Consider the following 18,193-nt stretch of genomic DNA (forward strand, 5'->3'; position numbering starts at 1 on the left):
GAGTTTTGAATGAACGCCCCTTTGGAAAAAAGCCTGCTGGATACCTTGAAGTCACCGCATTTCCCTATTTACATGGATTATTCGGCGACGACGCCGGTCGACCCACGTGTTGCCGACAAGATGATCCCTTTCCTGCGTGCTCAGTATGGTAACCCTGCCTCACGCAGCCATATGTATGGCTGGGAAGCAGAAAAAGCTGTAGAAGATGCACGTGCACAGGTGGCCGATCTGGTGAATGCCGATCCGCGTGAAATCGTCTGGACTTCCGGCGCGACGGAAAGCAATAACCTGGCGCTCAAGGGTGCAGCCAATTTCTACAAATCCAAGGGCAAGCACATCATCACGGTTAAAACCGAGCACAAGGCTGTGCTTGATACCGTACGTGAACTGGAACGCCAGGGCTTTGAAGCAACTTATCTGCAACCAGGCGACGATGGCCTGATCACAGTAGAACAATTGAAGGCAGCCATACGTCCTGATACCATTCTGGTATCCGTGATGTGGGTCAACAATGAAATCGGCGTGATCCAGCCTATCGCTGAAATTGGCGAACTGTGCCGCGAAAAAGGCATCGTATTCCATTCCGATGCAGCCCAGGCCACAGGCAAGGTCCATATCGATCTGGAAAACACCAAGGTTGATCTGGTCTCTTTCTCTGCGCATAAAACCTATGGCCCCAAAGGCATAGGCGCGCTGTATATCCGCCGCAAACCACGTGTACGTCTGGAAGCCCAGATGCACGGTGGTGGCCATGAGCGCGGTTTCCGCTCTGGCACACTGGCACCGCACCAGATCGCCGGTATGGGCGAAGCCTTCCGTATCGCCAAGGAAGAAATGGAAAGCGAACTGGCCCATGTACGCGCCATGCGCGACCGCCTGGCAAAAGGCTTGCAGGAAATTGAAGAAACCTATGTCAATGGCGACATGGAACATCGCGTGCCACATAATCTGAATGTCAGCTTCAACTATGTTGAGGGTGAATCCCTGATCATGGCGATCAAGGATATTGCTGTATCGTCCGGCTCTGCCTGTACCTCTGCCAGTCTGGAACCGTCCTATGTTCTGCGCGCACTGGGTCGCAGTGATGAACTGGCGCACAGTTCCATCCGTTTCACGATTGGCCGTTTTACGACAGAAGAAGATATCGACTTTACCATCGACCTGCTCAAGACCAAGGTCGCCAAGCTGCGCGAATTGTCGCCTCTCTGGGATATGTACAAGGATGGCATTGACATCTCCACCATCCAGTGGGCTGCGCATTAATTCATATTCATTGTGTATTTAAAAAAACGCATTGAAGAAACCGAATTTAAGTAACCGAATTTAAGTAATATTAAGGAGCATCAAAATGGCTTACTCTGAAAAAGTTCTGGATCACTACGAAAATCCACGCAATGTCGGCGCCTTTGAAAAAGGTGATGACACAGTAGGTACCGGCATGGTCGGCGCACCTGCTTGCGGCGATGTCATGAAATTGCAAATCAAGGTTGGCGCTGACGGCGTCATCCAGGATGCCAAATTCAAGACCTATGGCTGCGGCTCGGCCATCGCCTCCTCTTCTCTCGTGACTGAATGGGTCAAGGGCAAGACGCTGGATCAGGCACTGGAAATCAAAAACACGGCGATCGCTGAAGAACTGGCACTGCCACCAGTGAAGATTCACTGCTCCATCCTGGCAGAAGACGCGATCAAGGCCGCTGTGCTGGATTACAAAAACAAGCACAGTAGAGAACAAGAACAGGCCGCCTGAGCGCAACAGGTATCCTGACAAGCATCAAAAAAGCAATTCGGCAGCAAGAACTGGAATCAACATGGCTATCACACTCACAGAAAAAGCGGCAAAACACGTCACCCGTTATATGGAACGCCGGGGCAAAGGCATAGGCCTGCGCTTTGGCGTACGTACTACCGGATGCTCAGGCATGGCGTACAAACTGGAATATGTGGATGAAATTGGCAACGATGATCAGATTTTTGAATCACACGGCGTCAAGGTATTTGTTGATCCCAAAAGCCTGCCGTATATCGATGGTACCGAACTGGACTTTGCACGCGAAGGTTTGAACGAAGGTTTTAAATTCTACAACCCCAACGTCAAGGACGAATGTGGTTGTGGCGAAAGCTTCAGAATTTAAGGCCGGTGCAGATGCAGAATCATTTCGAGCTGTTTCAGTTGCCGCAGCGGTTTGCGCTTGATCAGGGACAACTGGATGCAGCTTACCGTGAAGTGCAGAACAAGGTGCATCCGGACAAGTTTGTACAGGCCAGTGAAGCGGAAAAACGGGTCGCCATGCAATGGGCAACACGTGCCAATGAAGCATACCAGACACTGAAAAAACCGCTAAAGCGCGCACGCTATCTATGCGAATTGCAAGGTGTGGATTTGCAGACAGAATCCAATACATCCATGCCCGGTGCCTTCCTGATGCAGCAAATGGAATGGCGAGAAAGCTTTGATGACGCGCGACGCGACAATAACCAGGCAGCCCTGCTGCGCCTGGAGCGCGAATTGAACAGCGCATTAAGAACGCAATTGCATGCCGTTGGTAACGCACTTGACCAGAGCCAGTTTCAGGAAGCCGCGCAACAAATCCGCGCCTGCATGTTTCTGGAAAAGTTTATCGCCGACATCGCTGCTCTTGACGAGTAATTTCGAATAACCTGGCGAATCCGGATACCATCGGTTTGCCCTTTTTGGATGCATTGTCATCCCCCATTTCACCATGGCATTACTGCAGATTTCAGAACCTGGCATGTCCACCGCCCCACACCAGCACAGGCTGGCAGTAGGCATCGATCTGGGCACCACCAATTCTCTGGTTGCAACCGTACGCAACAGCATCCCTGAAGTATTGAATGACGAAGAGGGTCGCCCTCTGCTGCCATCAGTCGTACGCTACCTGCCCAATGGCCATGCGCACATCGGCTTTAAAGCCCTGGCCGAGCAAAGCAATGACCCCAGGAATACCATCGCTTCGGTCAAGCGCTTTATGGGTCGCGGCTTGAAAGACATCGCCTACGCAGAAAATCTGCCTTACGATTTCCATGATGAACCTGGCATGGTGCAGCTTAAAACCGTGGCCGGCATCAAGAGCCCGGTAGAAGTATCAGCGCAAATCCTGGCGACCCTGCGTCAAACTGCCGAAGATGCCCTGGGCGACGACCTGGTCGGTGCCGTGATTACGGTGCCTGCCTATTTCGACGATGCCCAGAGACAGGCAACCAAGGATGCTGCCAAACTGGCCGGGCTGAATGTCTTGCGTCTGCTGAACGAACCTACGGCTGCAGCGATTGCTTATGGTCTCGACAATGCATCCGAAGGTGTGTATGCCGTGTACGACCTTGGCGGCGGTACGTTCGACATCTCCATTTTAAGAATGAGCAAGGGTATATTCGAAGTCCTGGCTACCGGTGGCGATTCTGCCCTGGGCGGAGATGATTTTGATCACCGCCTGTTTTGCTGGATCCTGCAAGAATCCAAACTGGCACCGCTGTCCGACGAAGATACCAGTGCCCTGATGGTCAAGGCACGCGAGGCCAAAGAGATTTTATCCAGCAAGCCGAGCACCTTTATCGATGCGAAACTGAATTCTGGCGAATCCGTACATTTGCAGATCAGCGCAGCGGCATTCGCCGAAATGACACAAAACCTCGTGGTAAAAACCACCACCCCCTGTCGCAAAGCCCTGCGCGATGCCAGCCTGACAGTCGATGATATCGACGGTGTGGTACTGGTTGGCGGCGCAACACGCATGCCGCACGTACGCAAGGCCGTCGGTGATTTTTTCCAGACCACTCCGCTAGCAAACATTGATCCTGACAAGGTAGTGGCGTTGGGTGCAGCAATACAGGCGAATCTGCTGGCAGGTAATCGCGCCCCTGGCGATGACTGGTTGCTGCTGGATGTGATCCCACTGTCACTGGGCGTGGAAACCATGGGTGGACTGGCTGAGAAGGTCATCCCGCGCAATTCAACCATCCCTTGCGCACGCGCGCAGGAATTTACCACCTTCAAGGATGGACAAACCGCCATGGCCATCCATGTGGTACAGGGCGAACGTGAACTGATCAGCGAATGCCGCTCACTGGCACGCTTTGAGTTACGCGGCATCCCTCCTATGGCTGCTGGTGCAGCACGCATACGCATCACTTATCAGGTAGATGCAGATGGACTGCTGTCAGTATCGGCACGCGAATTACGTTCTGGTGTAGAAGCGGCAATTACCGTCAAACCATCGTATGGCCTGGCCGATGATGACATCACGCGCATGCTGCAAGATTCCTTTACATCAGCAGATGCCGACATGCAGGAACGTGCCTTGCGCGAAGAAGCTGTGGAAGCCGAGCGCATCCTGCTGGCCACCCAATCCGCCTTGAATGCGGATGCATCACTGCTGGATGATGCCGAACAGGTACAAATCAAAGCATTGATGGCCCATGTAGTCAGCCTGAAGGATGGCAAGGATCACCAGTTATTGCATGAGGCCATCGACAAGCTGGCACAGGGCACGGAAGAATTTGCAGCGCGCCGCATGGACAAAAGCGTGCGCAGTGCACTGGCCGGCAAAAAACTGGATGAGATTGCCTGACATTGCAGCCAGCATCCAATACCAAAATACTGAATTGACGAGAACAACATGCCACAAATCATAGTCCTGCCCCACCCCCAGCTTTGCCCGGAAGGCACAGTCATTGATGCACCCGAAGGCAAATCTCTGTGCGAAGCCCTGGTTGAAAGCGATGTCGAAATTGAACATGCCTGCGAAATGTCTTGTGCCTGCACCACTTGTCATGTGGTAGTGCGCGAAGGCTTTAATTCATTGAATGAATCCACCGATGATGAAGAAGATTTGCTGGATGCCGCCTGGGGTCTGGAAGCCACCTCACGCCTGTCTTGCCAGGTCAAACTCGGCAAACAGGACATCACCATAGAAATACCAAAGTACACCATCAACCACGCACGCGAAAACCATTAAGCATGATCAAGCAGGATTAAGCAGAATCAAGCAAGCAATGCGCTACCGGGTAAGAATCACCTTACCCGAACATGCCGGAGCCCGCCATGAAATGGACAGACACTTACAGAATCGCTGAAGCCTTGAGCGATAAATTTCCAGGCATTGATCCTCTGACGGTGCGCTTCACCGACTTGCACAACTGGATCGTGGAACTGGAAGAGTTCGATGACGACCACCTGCGTGGCGGTGAAAAAATCCTGGAAGCCATACAAATGGCCTGGATAGAAGAAAGATAGCGGCAAACAAGTTCCGCTTAGGTTCCGCTTAAGTCCCGCTTCAATTGAATTGCCTTGTTCTCAGGCGTTAAATCACTTACCCCAATGCAATCCTTGCGCAGTCTTGTGCCTGCCAGCCCACAGCATTTGAAAATATATTTTCGTCATGAGAATGATATCTTGCTGAAACGCAAAAAACCTTTTAGTATTTTAGAACTGATTTCATAAATAACAGAGGGATGCGTTCCCGGCTTTCAATGAGTTTGTCTGTCACTGATCAATAAATGAATGTCAGTTGAGCATGGTCATATGCTCGACCTGGCTATACCTTCCCGGGAAGTGTTGCACAAGGATCTTGGAATGCAGTTTAGACATCTCTTATCCGCACTACGCAGCAGAATTACGCTCAGACTTGCGATCATTCTAGCCGTCGTATTCGGGTTGACCGTCCCTGCTGCCATCCTGATTCCCTATCATCTGCATACGATAGAAACCGCAGCCCAGGTACGCAATGCAGAAGATCATAATCGTCTGGTTGAAATTCTGTCCGTCATCCTGAGTGAACCGCTGTGGCAGATCACCCCTGAAATTGCCAACATATCCAGCGAAGTGGTGTATTCCGACCCCCGGGTCGCGACTATCGAAGTCATTACCCTGCCCGACCGCAAAGAATTCATCAAGAACGATACCCGCAAGCAAACCCAGAAAGGTCCCTTTACCAGCATGGAAAGGGAAATCAAGCATGGCGGACAAGTGATTGGCCAGGTCAGGCTAACGCTGGCTGAAGATTTATTGCAGGAGAGCCTGGCATCTGATTTTCGTCGCTACGTCACGACCGCAGTCTTATCCCTGATACTGGCCATCATTTTTATTCTGGTGGTACTGCAATGGCGTCTGGTGCAACCTGTCAGAATTCTGATGGGCGAATCGGACAGGCTGGCGAATGGAGAATTGAATGACCCTATCGCACTGAACCGTGAAGATGAACTGGGCCATCTGGCCACCAGCCTGGAGGCCACCCGTCAGGCACTGCAACGCTCATTCAGCGAACTCGAAGTCAAGAACCAGCAATTACTTGAATACTCGGGCACGCTGGAATCCAAGGTCAGATTAAGGACGCAGGAGCTGGAAACCGTTAATCAAAACCTGGAAGCCGCACTGAGCAACGTCAATTCAGCCCAGGCCGAACTGGCCAGGGTAGAACGTATGGCTGCTCTGGGCTCCATGGTTGCCGGTGTCGCTCATGAACTCAACACCCCACTGGGCAACTGCCTGCTGGTTGCCAGCACGCTGGAAGAAGAAACCCGCTCCCTGGTAAAAATGGTGGAAGAAGGCAAAATGCGCCGTTCTGACCTCACACGCTACGCCACCACCGCTCTTGACTCTACCAAGCTCTTGTTGCGTGGCTTGCAGCAATCTGCCCATCTGGTGGGTGATTTCAAACAGGTTGCGGTAGACCAGTCCAGTGCCCAGCGCCGCCAGTTTGCCTTGCTGATCATGCTACAGGAACTGACAGCGCTGCTGCACTCCAGCCTCAGAAAAACACCGTACACGCTGGAACTGGATATACCTGCCGACATACAACTGGACAGCTATCCTGGCCTGCTCGGCCAGGTCTTCACCAATCTGGTCAATAACGCCGTGGCCCATGGTCTCGAAGGCCGGGAAGAAGGCCATATGCGCTGCACTGCCGAAAAGCAGGGTGAGCAAGTCGCGATCGTCTTTGAAGATAACGGCAAGGGCATACCAGCCGATATCATTAACCGCATTTTCGAGCCATTTTTCACGACTAAATTCGGTCAGGGTGGCAGTGGTCTCGGACTCAGCATCACCTTCAATATCATCACCAATGTACTCGGCGGCAGCATTCATGCATCCAGCGTGGTCGGCGTTGGTACCTGTTTTGAAATCAAATTGCCCCTCATTGCCCCTGGCGAACCAGAACCAGCCAATCCTCTGCTGAGCAAGCGCTAAAAAAGTTAACTTCGCCTGCTCAAGCCAATTTGAGCACCACTAAGGTATACTGGCGCACTGTAAAAATTGAAATCATGTGGTTTTTTATACAATAAAAACACTTGCATTTCAGTCCGCCAGCCCTGAACAACATAGCAACTTACATCCCTCATGCATCAATACCTAGACTTCATGCGTCATGTGAAAGACCATGGCACACGCAAAACTGACCGTACCGGCACCGGCACCCTGTCCGTTTTCGGTTACCAGATGCGTTTTGACTTGAATGAGGGGTTTCCTCTGGTGACAACCAAAAAGCTGCACCTGAAATCCATCGTCCATGAACTGATCTGGTTTCTGGCCGGCTCTACCAATATCAAGTACCTCAAAGACAACGGCGTCTCCATCTGGGATGAGTGGGCTGATGAGAATGGTGATCTTGGCCCGGTGTATGGCTCACAATGGCGTAACTGGCCAACACCTGCTGGTGAACATATCGACCAGATCAAACAGGTGCTGGAGCAAATCAGGAATAACCCTGATTCACGCCGCATGATCGTGTCAGCCTGGAACGTAGCTGACATTCCTCAGATGAAGCTGCCACCTTGCCACGCCCTGTTCCAGTTTTATGTCGCGGATGGAAAATTGTCTTGCCAGTTGTATCAGCGCAGTGCAGATATTTTCCTGGGTGTACCTTTTAATATCGCCTCTTATGCCCTACTTACTCACATGATGGCGCAACAGGCCGGTCTTGGCGTAGGTGATTTTGTATGGACCGGTGGCGATTGCCATCTGTACTCCAATCACATGGATCAGGTAAATGAGCAATTGTCACGCACCAGCTTCCCCTTGCCCCAATTAATCATAAAACAGCAACCAGATACTTTGTTTGACTACCAGTATGATGATTTTGCGTTTGAAAACTACCAGTTCCACCCTGCCATCAAAGCACCGGTCGCGGTCTGAAACATAGTCTAAAACACAGTCTGAAAACAAGGATTCATCAGCATGTCATCATTAACGATTATCGTTGCGACTGATAAAAAACGGGGTATTGGTATCAACAATACGCTGCCCTGGCGCCTTCTCGAAGATCTGGCCCATTTCAAACGCACAACCAGCGGCCATAGCATCATCATGGGCAGAAAGACTTTCGAGTCCATAGGCCGGCCGCTGCCACAGAGGCGCAATATTGTCGTGACGCGAAACCCTGACTGGCATCATGCCGGCACGGAAAGCGTCGGCTCATTAGACGAAGCACTGGTACTGACAGACGATGATCATGCCTTCATTATCGGTGGTGCAGAAATTTATCAGCAAAGCCTGCAACTTGCAGATACGCTGATCGTTACAGAAATACAACAGGAATTTGAATGTGATGCTTTTTTCCCTGTCATTGATCCATTACTATGGAAAGAGACAGCAAGAGAAAAATGTTACTCAAAAGAAATTAATTTACACTTCGCATTTGTGACTTACGAAAAGATTTAGGATTACTATGTCAGGACACGGTTTTCACGTACATGGCCCGCATGACCATGAATTGGAACATGCGGCACACGGCAATGACGATTTTGCCAGCAGGATTGCTGTCATGACTGCCATTATGGCAACAGTTGGTGCCCTGTTTGGCTATGAAGGTGGCGCAACTCAGAATGATGCTGCCATGTTCAAGAATGAATCGGCAATTAAAAAAACCGAAGCGTCGAACCAATGGAATTTTTATCAGTCGAAGTCCAACAAGCAAAATCTGGCTGAATTAGCAATGGTATTGCCTGGCGCTGATGCAGAAAAATACCGCGGCGAAGTGAGCCGCTATAAGTCTGAAAAAGAAGAAATCAAGAAAAAAGCAGAAGCACTGGAAGAAGACAGCAAAGAATGGGAACACCGGTCTGAAGCAGCATTGCACCAGCATCATCGCTGGGCGCAGGCAATGACGGCAGTACAGATCGCGATTTCGCTGGCAGCAATCACTTTATTGACTAAAAAGAAGTGGTTGCAATATGTCTCTTATGGCGTGGCCGGTGTAGGTGCTATTCTGGCAGGACTTGCCTGGCTTCATATTTAATATGAGTGAGAAAAAGATGAAAAAAATACTCGGGATTGCATTACTGGCGGCAGCCTGTACAGCGCAGGCCCAGACCTCACAAACGGTGCAACTGGTGCCTTATCCGTACCTGCCCAAGGATGTGAATTTTTCTTTGGGTGCAGTTGCACTCTATATGCCTAAATACACGGGCTCCAATGAGCGCCGCCTGGCAGCCTATCCGATGTTTGATGCGCAATGGAAGAATGGTGCATTTTTTAGCGCTGTAAATGGTCTTGGGTATAACTTTTCCAAAGACCCCAGCCTGCAATACGGCCTGCGCCTGTCACTGGAAGCTGCGCGTGATGAATCACGTTCATCCAAATTGCGCGGTCTTGGCGATGTCAACACTGCCATCGAAACTGGTGCTTTTGTCAATTACAATATAGACCAGAATTATTCGTTGGCCTCTTCCATCCGTTATGGCTCCGGCGTTGATCACAATGGCCTGCAAATCAGTTTTGGTGGCCGCGCCACAACTGCACTGAATTCACAAAACCGCCTGTCAGCCAGCCTGACGGCCAACTGGGCTAATACTGCCTATATGCAGTCGTATTTTGGTGTCACGCCTTCGCAATCTGCTATCAGTGGCTATGCACAATATACACCTTCATCTGGCATTTCTGACATCAAACTGGGCGCGACCTGGCACTGGAATATTGATGGCAACTGGTCCCTGATCACCGGTGCTTCTGTCAGCCGTCTGAGTGGCGACGCAGGCAAGAGCCCGTTCATTTTCCAGAAAACACCCGTCACCATATTCTCTGCGGCGACTTATCGCTTCTGATCATTGCTGTTGATGGCTTCGCGTGTTTCTCAAAAAGAGTGTCTGCAAGCAGACACTCTTTTTTATTGACACAATTATTGATGCAATTATTAACATAATCAGTGACACAAGCACAGGAAAGTCAGCATGGATTTTTAAATAATATTCACGTCTGCCCCGGTTTGACAAAGCAAGATATAGCTCGGATCGGGTTTTGATGACAATCAGATGAAATTTTGCTTTTCCTACCTCAATCCTGCGTATTTTTTCACATTCGCCCCCACATATCTGAGAGAATTCGTTTCTTTGAATTTTTCGGCGCGCAAGCGGTTGATTTAACTTGCCCAGGCGTCTCCCTTGTCACAAGCTTTTTTGGAGACCTCCATGAAATTCCGCTTCCCCATCGTCATCATCGATGAAGATTTCCGTTCCGAGAATACCTCTGGTCTGGGCATACGCGCCCTGGCTGATGCCATCGAATCAGAAGGCATGGAAGTATTGGGCGTCACCAGCTATGGTGACCTGTCTCAGTTTGCCCAGCAACAATCCCGCGCTTCTGCCTTCATCCTGTCGATTGACGATGAAGAATTTGGTGATGGCACCGATGAAGAAACCGACTACGCACTGAAATCCCTGCGCGCCTTCGTCGAAGAAATCCGCTACAAGAATGCGGACATCCCGATTTACCTGTATGGCGAGACCCGTACTTCGCGTCATATCCCGAACGACATCCTGCGCGAATTGCACGGCTTCATTCACATGTTTGAAGACACGCCAGAATTCGTGGCGCGCCATATTATCCGCGAAGCCCGTTCTTACCTGGATGGCCTGGCACCACCGTTTTTCCGCGCGCTGGTGCACTATGCAAATGATGGCTCTTACTCCTGGCATTGCCCTGGTCACTCGGGTGGCGTAGCTTTCCTGAAATCACCGATAGGCCAGATGTTTCACCAGTTTTTTGGTGAAAACATGTTGCGTGCCGACGTGTGTAACGCCGTGGAAGAACTGGGCCAGTTGCTTGATCATACCGGCCCGGTTGCTGCATCCGAACGCAATGCGGCACGTATTTTCAATGCCGACCACTGCTATTTCGTGACCAACGGCACCTCTACATCCAACAAGATGGTCTGGCATTCTACCGTGGCCCCCGGCGATATCGTCGTAGTGGACCGCAATTGCCATAAATCCATTTTGCATTCCATTATTATGTGTGGTGCGATCCCTGTTTTCCTGATGCCGACACGGAATCACCTCGGCATTATCGGCCCTATCCCGCTGGAAGAATTCAGCATGGAAAGCATACAGAAGAAGATTGAAGCCAATCCTTTTGCACGCGAAGCCAAGAACAAGAAACCGCGCATCCTGACCATCACCCAATCGACTTACGACGGCGTGCTGTACAACGTCGAAGTATTGAAAGATTTGCTCGATGGTGAGATTGATACCCTGCACTTCGATGAAGCCTGGTTGCCGCATGCAACCTTCCATGACTTTTATAAAGACATGCATGCCATCGGCAAAGACAGGCCGCGCGCAAAAAAATCAATGATTTTCTCGACGCAATCCACCCATAAACTGCTGGCCGGTATCTCACAGGCTTCGCAAATTCTGGTGCGCGAATCCGAAACGCGCAAACTGGATCGCGACAGCTTCAATGAAGCCTACCTGATGCATACCTCGACTTCGCCGCAATATTCAATTATTGCGTCTTGCGATATCGCGGCGGCGATGATGGAAGCACCAGGCGGTACTGCCCTGGTGGAAGAATCCATTCTCGAAGCATTGGACTTCCGTCGCGCCATGCGCAAGGTCGATCAGGAATGGGGCAAGGACTGGTGGTTCCAGGTCTGGGGACCGGAAGAATTTGCCGCAGACGGCATAGGTTCACGCGAAGACTGGATGATACGTGCCGAAGATGACTGGCATGGCTTTGGCAAACTGGCATCCGGCTTCAACATGCTTGACCCGATCAAGGCCACTATCGTAACACCGGGCCTGTCACTGGAGGGCAAATTTGGAGAGACCGGCATCCCGGCTTCCATTGTCACCAAATACCTGGCGGAACATGGCGTTATTGTTGAAAAGTGCGGCCTGTATTCCTTCTTCATCATGTTCACCATCGGCATCACCAAGGGCCGCTGGAATACCCTGCTGACTGCCTTGCAACAGTTCAAGGATGATTACGACAAGAACCAGCCTATGTGGCGCATCTTGCCAGAATTTGCGACGGCCAATCCTCGCTATGAAGGCGTAGGTCTGAAAGACCTGTGTCAGGGTATACATGAGGCTTACAAAGGCCATGACGTAGCACGTCTGACGACAGAAATGTACCTGTCCGATATGCAACCGGCGATGAAGCCGTCTGATGCCTTTGCCATGATGGCGCACCGCGAAACCGAAAGGGTTTCCATCGATGAGCTTGAGGGCCGCGTCACCGCTATTTTGCTGACCCCATACCCACCCGGTATTCCGCTGTTGATTCCGGGTGAGCGTTTCAATCGCACTATTGTTGATTATCTGCGTTTTGTACGTGATTTCAATGAACGATTCCCTGGCTTTGAAACCGATTGCCATGGCTTGGTGAAGGCTGAAATCGATGGCAAGCGTGGGTATTTTGTTGATTGTGTCAAATCTAGCGCCGAAATCGCCAAATAAGACTTGCATTGATTCATGCAGGCTATTTTGCAAAAAAAGCACTTGTCACAAGATTAAAGTGATAAGTGCTTTTTTATTATGCAGAGCAACAACACGACAATTAAATTACAATCGTTTTCGAGATACAATCAGTCCGATAATCAAGATTACGGAAACAGGACATGGGTAGCACGATAGGATTAATGCCAATCAAGCATGCTGAAATCAGTGTAGGCGAGACTGTACCCTGGCCTGTCTATGATGAGCAGGGGCACTTATTGATGGCCTCCGGTGTCAGGGTAGAAACTCAGAATCAGCTGAACAGTCTGTTAGAGCACGGCTATTGCAATCCGGATGCCATGTGGGACACCATCCCATCCAAACTGACGCCGGTATCACGCCCCGTATCGGCACAATCCAGCCCCGCTGCCAGCACGCCTGCACCAGCACAAGAGTCCAATAAAGACACGCTCATGGAACTCGACAGCGTACGCTGGAATGTTGGCGAAACCCTGTACCTGCAAGTCCATGACAATGTTGCCACCCGATACACAGTCAAATTGATCGGCTTTGTCAAAAACATGTCGATTCTTGTTACTGCACCAACAATTGATGGCAGGTCCGTTATCGTCAGAGACGGCCAGACTTTCATCGTCCGCGCCTTTCCTGGCAAAAGAGCCTACGCGTTTTCGGCGTCTGCCATCAAATCGGTCTACACCCCGCACGCCTATCTGCACATTACCTACCCCAAGCAAGTGCGCTGCTCGACCATCCGTCAGGGCTCACGTGCTTCGGTCAAAATCATTGCCTCTGTCACCATAGGTGATCCGGAACAAACGGCAGCAGCAACACTGGGCGATCTGAGCATGGGTGGGGCATCGGGCGTGATTAAAAAAGCACTCGGTAAAAAAGGCGATGTGGGCATCATCAAATTCAAGGTCAGCGCCGCTGGCAATGACGAATACCTGACGCTGAACTTCATCCTGCGTTCGCAAGCCCCGACAGAGAATGGCCTGGAATTCAGACACGGTTTTGAATTCGTCGATGTATCAGCACAATCGAAACTGATACTCTCTGCCTTTGTCCATCAGACCCTGGCGGAAATGGATTAAGTCCGCAAAACCTGGCAATAAACACCGCAAATAATTGTCGAGGCTACATCGCGTTACAGGCAGCACGCATTAAAGCTGCGATTTAAAGCTGAAATTCAAAGCTTAGATTCAAAGCTGATACTTATGGCATGCCTTGTTGTAGCTGGCATACACCTTGACAAGCAGACCATCAAAGCCTCTCGTCACCGCAAGAACATCAGCCAGCGCGCCACATCATCTTACGCCTTGTTACACTCGCCCAAAGTTTAAGTGAAACTTCACTGTTTGTTACACTTTATGGCGATCACGTAAAGACCCTTGCATTAGAATTGGTTTTCCCAAATGAAATTCTCCGGAATGGATAATCAGGAGTCACCATGCCACCTATCCGGCTAACTGCACGCAAACACTACCTTGTTGCTCTGTTCGTTCTGGCCCTCAGCGCCTGCGGGGGCGACAAAAAAACCAGCGACACCAACACGGCAAATAATCCGCCCCCTGCTGCGCCAAGCGCACTGGAACGCCTGTTTGCACCTGCACCTGTGGTATCGAGTACAACGGTCAGCTTCAGCGGCAACCGTTCCAATTACACGGTTACCAAAGTCACTGGTGGCTACACGGTCAAAGACAACGTAGGCAGCGACGGGACCACAAGCATTGCAGCAGGCATTCAACAATTGCTGTTCAAGGATGTATCCGTCAACCTGATTATTGCCGACCTGTCGACAACAATCTCGGCGACAGACCTGAACGCGATTATTGAACTTTACATTGCCTACTTCAACCGCATTCCTGATGCCAATGGACTGGCTTACTGGATCAATCAGTTCAAGAGCGGTGTGAGTATAGAAAAGATCGGTGAATCTTTTTATATCGCGGCCATACAGGATGCGGCGCTGACCGGCTATCTGCCTAATATGACCAATGCCGATTTTGTCACCGTCGTGTACAAAAATGTATTGAGCCGTTCCCCACCTGATAAAGCCGGGCTGGACTACTGGACCAACGGTCTGGCCAATGGCACGGTAAGCCGTGGCAATGTAGTGCGTTCTATGCTGATTGCGGCACATGGCTATGCCGGTGACCCGGTGTATGGCTGGATCAGCAGTCTGCTGGACAACAAGGACAGCGTTGCCAAAAACTTCTCCATTCAGCAAGGTTTAAGTTACATCAAAACCGAAGATTCCATCAGCAAGGGCATGACACTGGCGGCGACCATCTCGGCCAACGATACCAGTGTTGCCAATGGCCTCATACAGTCACTGGTGGGCTTTCAGACGGCCAGCAGCAATGCACCAACACCGGCGCAGGCATCGCGTTTCCTGGCGCAAACCAGTTTTGGCGCCACCAACAATGACATCAATAGTTTGACCAGCAGCAGCTATGATGCCTGGATAGAAAAGCAGTTTGCCATGCCGCAAAAACTGCACCGCAGCTACATGGATGCACAGGCGGCAGGCTTCATCAATGGCTTGAGCGATCTGAGTCAAAACAATTTCTTTGAGTCCTTCTGGCAGCAAGCCATCAAGGGGGATGATCAGTTACGTCAACGCACCACCTTTGCCCTATCGCAAATTTTTGTGGTCTCTTTCCAGGACAGCACCGTGGCCAACTATCCACGTGGTGTTGCCTCTTACTACGATACGCTGGGTGCGAATGCATTCGGCAATTTCCGCAACCTGCTGGAATCGGTGACCCTGCATCCCATAATGGGCACCTACCTGACTTCCCTGCGCAATCAGAAAGAATCCGGCACCCAGGTCCCGGATGAAAACTATGCCCGTGAGGTCATGCAGTTGTTCACCATCGGCCTGTATCAGTTGAATCAGGACGGCACTTATGTACTGAATGCCGGCAAACCAGTGGAAACTTATTCCAGCGTCGACATCAGCGGTCTGGCTAAGGTCTTCACCGGCTGGAGTTGGGCTGGCCCGGACAAGAGCGATACCCGCTTCTTTGGCGGCAATGCCGATCCCAACCGGGATTGGCTGCCGATGCAGAGCTACCCGAAATACCATTCGATTTCAGCCAAGACCTTCCTCGGCACGACCATACCTGCACAATCTGCAGCCACTCCGGAAGCCGACCTGAAAATTGCACTGGATACGCTGTTCAATCACCCGAATGTCGGTCCTTTCGTTGGCAAGCAGTTGATACAGCGTCTGGTGACCAGCAATCCAAGCCCACAATATGTGTCGCGTGTTGCAGCTGCCTTCAACAACAACGGCCAGGGTGTGCGGGGTGACATGCGCGCCGTCATCAAAGCCATCTTGCTGGACAATGAAGCACGCAACGATGCCACACTGGCCTATGCCAATACAGGCAAATTGCGTGAACCGGTATTGCGTCTGGCGAACTGGATGCGCACTTTCAGTGTCAACTCGACTTCTGGTCGCTTCCTGATGACCAATATGGATGATCCGCTGAGTGGCCTGTCCGAGACACCGATGCGCTCACCCACCGTATTTAATTTCTATCGCCCTGGTTATGTGCCGCCCAATTCCGGCATTGCATCAGCCGGTCTGGTATCGCCAGAGATGCAGATTACCGGCGAAACTTCGGTGGTCGGTTATCTGAATTTCATGCGCGATATCATTCCAAACGGCACAGGCTCTTCACGTGATGTCAAGGCCGATTACACCAGCATGATTGCACTGGCAGCCACACCGGATCAAATGATGGATCAATTGAATTTACTGCTGATGGCAAACCAGATGAGTAGCGGCCTGCGCAGCCAGATATTGACTGCTGTGAATTCCGTCACTATTCCCACCAATAACACTGCCAATGCAGATGCAGCGAAAAAGAACCGTGTTTATCTGGCGACGTTCCTGACTATGGCATCACCTGAATATCTGGTCCAAAAATAAAGGGGATCCATCATGACTAAAGTTAATGCTTCACGCCGACAGTTTTTGCGCTATTCGTCCGCCCTGGGTGCTGCCGGCACTATCGGCAGCGCCAGCCTGCCATTTGCCCTGAATCTGGCCACCATGGGTTCAGCTGCGGCACAGACATCTACCGGCGGTTACAAGGCGCTGATCTGCCTGTTCATGTATGGAGCCAATGACCATGCGAATACCGTGCTGGCAACCGACAGCACCTCATGGACCCAATACACCACCGTACGCACCACCAACGAAGCCGGGTCGATTGCCCTGCCCCCAGTGGGCAGTAACGGCGGCGTCTTGCCAATTACGCCTAATACGACGCAGGCAGGCCGCAGTTTTGCCCTGCACCCTTCACTGGGCTCGCTGAAGACACTGTTTGACAGTGGCCGTGTGGCCATCGTCAGCAATGTCGGCCCTTTGATCGTGCCCACCACGCTACAGCAATACAAGGCTGTCAGCGTGCCACTGCCACCCAAACTGTTTTCCCATAATGACCAGCAATCCCTGTGGCAGGCCTATGCGCCGGAAGGTGCGGCTTATGGCTGGGGTGGACGTATGGGTGATCTGCTGGCAGCCAGTAATGCCTATCCGGTATTTACGGCGATTTCTGCCTCGGGCAATGCGGTATTCCTGTCTGGCCGTACCGTCAATCAATACCAGGTCAGCGCCTCGGGTGCGGTCCCTATAGGCGCACTCAGCGGTGCGCTGTTTGGCTCGACCACGGCCGGCAATCCGTTAAAGTCCATCATCACGACAGACAGCAGCAACCTGTTCCAGAAAGAACACGCCAACGTCACCAACCGCTCGATCAATGCGCAAAGCCTGCTCAGTCCGGCAATGGCACCAGCGGGTGCAACCGGGGTACCCAATCCTACGCAATATACCAATCCCAATACCGGCGCTCTGGCGAACAATGGCCTGGCTTCACAATTGCAAACCGTGGCCCGCATTATCGCTGGCCGTAGCGCCCTTGGCGCCCAGCGCCAGGTGTTTTTTGTCAGTATGGGTGGTTTTGATACCCATGATTTTCAGCGTACAGCACATGCCGATCTGATGGCAAAACTGGCGCATGCCATCACTTATTTCGATGGTGTTCTGGGCAACCTGCAAGGCACGGATATGCGTAATCAGGTCACCATGTTCACCGCTTCTGATTTTGGCAGAACCTTTACCAGCAATGGCGATGGTACTGATCACGGCTGGGGTTCGCATCACTTTGTCATCGGTGGAGCAGTCAAGGGCAAGAACATTTATGGCGAGTTCCCGGTCACGGGCCTGAAGCATGCACTGGATGTGGGATCTGGCAACCTGATACCGCAAATTTCAGTCGACCAGTATGGCGCCACACTGGCAAACTGGTTTGGCCTCAGCACATCGCAGATCAATGATGTTTTCCCGAATATCGTGAATTTCTCCAATCGTAATCTGGGCTTCCTGGGTTAAAATTCCAACAAACAAAAAACCCCTGTTTCCTGACAAGGCAACAGGGGTTTTTGCTTTCAAGCTAGCAAACAAGCCAGCAGCAAGAATTTGAAAAAT

The 18,193-nt window shown here is 51.3% G+C and carries 16 protein-coding genes; all 16 read left to right on the forward strand.

Features of this window, described 5'->3' with window-relative positions; all coding sequences use genetic code 11:
- Nucleotides 1–9: 9 nt before the first annotated feature.
- Entirely contained in the window at nucleotides 10–1,263 is a 1,254-nt protein-coding gene (locus ACO0LK_RS12630) for an IscS subfamily cysteine desulfurase (RefSeq protein WP_422975547.1), read from the forward strand.
- A gap of 85 nt (nucleotides 1,264–1,348) precedes the next feature.
- Nucleotides 1,349–1,750, forward strand: a complete 402-nt coding sequence (iscU, locus tag ACO0LK_RS12635) for a Fe-S cluster assembly scaffold IscU (RefSeq protein ID WP_422975549.1) — start codon at nucleotides 1,349–1,351, stop codon at nucleotides 1,748–1,750.
- 61 nt (nucleotides 1,751–1,811) lie between these two features.
- Nucleotides 1,812–2,135, forward strand: coding sequence for an iron-sulfur cluster assembly protein IscA (gene iscA / locus ACO0LK_RS12640; protein WP_186945385.1), 324 nt, complete (start codon nucleotides 1,812–1,814; stop codon nucleotides 2,133–2,135).
- 11 nt (nucleotides 2,136–2,146) lie between these two features.
- Nucleotides 2,147–2,650 carry a Fe-S protein assembly co-chaperone HscB gene (gene hscB, locus ACO0LK_RS12645; protein ID WP_422975551.1) on the forward strand — a complete coding sequence of 168 codons (504 nt, stop codon included), beginning with the start codon at nucleotides 2,147–2,149 and terminating at the stop codon, nucleotides 2,648–2,650.
- 73 nt (nucleotides 2,651–2,723) lie between these two features.
- Complete coding sequence (gene hscA / locus ACO0LK_RS12650; RefSeq protein WP_422975553.1) at nucleotides 2,724–4,589, forward strand: Fe-S protein assembly chaperone HscA; 1,866 nt, start codon at nucleotides 2,724–2,726, stop codon at nucleotides 4,587–4,589.
- Between the two features lie 48 nt (nucleotides 4,590–4,637).
- Nucleotides 4,638–4,976, forward strand: a complete 339-nt coding sequence (fdx, locus tag ACO0LK_RS12655) for an ISC system 2Fe-2S type ferredoxin (RefSeq protein ID WP_422952628.1) — start codon at nucleotides 4,638–4,640, stop codon at nucleotides 4,974–4,976.
- An 86-nt stretch (nucleotides 4,977–5,062) separates the two neighbouring features.
- A complete protein-coding gene (iscX, locus tag ACO0LK_RS12660; protein ID WP_422975555.1) occupies nucleotides 5,063–5,254 on the forward strand; it encodes a Fe-S cluster assembly protein IscX in 192 nt (63 codons plus the stop codon).
- A 420-nt stretch (nucleotides 5,255–5,674) separates the two neighbouring features.
- On the forward strand, nucleotides 5,675–7,207 hold the full coding sequence (locus ACO0LK_RS12665; protein WP_422975557.1) for a sensor histidine kinase: 1,533 nt from the start codon (nucleotides 5,675–5,677) through the stop codon (nucleotides 7,205–7,207).
- Between the two features lie 150 nt (nucleotides 7,208–7,357).
- Nucleotides 7,358–8,152 carry a thymidylate synthase gene (locus tag ACO0LK_RS12670; RefSeq protein ID WP_422975559.1) on the forward strand — a complete coding sequence of 265 codons (795 nt, stop codon included), beginning with the start codon at nucleotides 7,358–7,360 and terminating at the stop codon, nucleotides 8,150–8,152.
- A 42-nt stretch (nucleotides 8,153–8,194) separates the two neighbouring features.
- Nucleotides 8,195–8,677: a dihydrofolate reductase gene (locus ACO0LK_RS12675; protein WP_422975561.1), complete on the forward strand. Its 483-nt coding sequence runs from the start codon at nucleotides 8,195–8,197 to the stop codon at nucleotides 8,675–8,677.
- A 7-nt stretch (nucleotides 8,678–8,684) separates the two neighbouring features.
- Entirely contained in the window at nucleotides 8,685–9,254 is a 570-nt protein-coding gene (locus ACO0LK_RS12680; protein WP_422975563.1) for a DUF4337 domain-containing protein, read from the forward strand.
- Between the two features lie 16 nt (nucleotides 9,255–9,270).
- Nucleotides 9,271–10,059: a MipA/OmpV family protein gene (locus ACO0LK_RS12685; RefSeq protein WP_422975565.1), complete on the forward strand. Its 789-nt coding sequence runs from the start codon at nucleotides 9,271–9,273 to the stop codon at nucleotides 10,057–10,059.
- Between the two features lie 363 nt (nucleotides 10,060–10,422).
- Complete coding sequence (locus ACO0LK_RS12690) at nucleotides 10,423–12,693, forward strand: Orn/Lys/Arg decarboxylase N-terminal domain-containing protein (protein WP_422975567.1); 2,271 nt, start codon at nucleotides 10,423–10,425, stop codon at nucleotides 12,691–12,693.
- A 161-nt stretch (nucleotides 12,694–12,854) separates the two neighbouring features.
- Complete coding sequence (locus ACO0LK_RS12695; protein ID WP_422975569.1) at nucleotides 12,855–13,784, forward strand: flagellar brake protein; 930 nt, start codon at nucleotides 12,855–12,857, stop codon at nucleotides 13,782–13,784.
- Between the two features lie 356 nt (nucleotides 13,785–14,140).
- Nucleotides 14,141–16,633, forward strand: coding sequence for a DUF1800 family protein (locus ACO0LK_RS12700; RefSeq protein ID WP_422975571.1), 2,493 nt, complete (start codon nucleotides 14,141–14,143; stop codon nucleotides 16,631–16,633).
- Between the two features lie 12 nt (nucleotides 16,634–16,645).
- Entirely contained in the window at nucleotides 16,646–18,097 is a 1,452-nt protein-coding gene (locus ACO0LK_RS12705; protein WP_422975573.1) for a DUF1501 domain-containing protein, read from the forward strand.
- Nucleotides 18,098–18,193 lie beyond the last annotated feature (96 nt).

This window comes from Undibacterium sp. Ji49W (genome assembly GCF_049340205.1).
Taxonomy (GTDB): domain Bacteria; phylum Pseudomonadota; class Gammaproteobacteria; order Burkholderiales; family Burkholderiaceae_D; genus Undibacterium.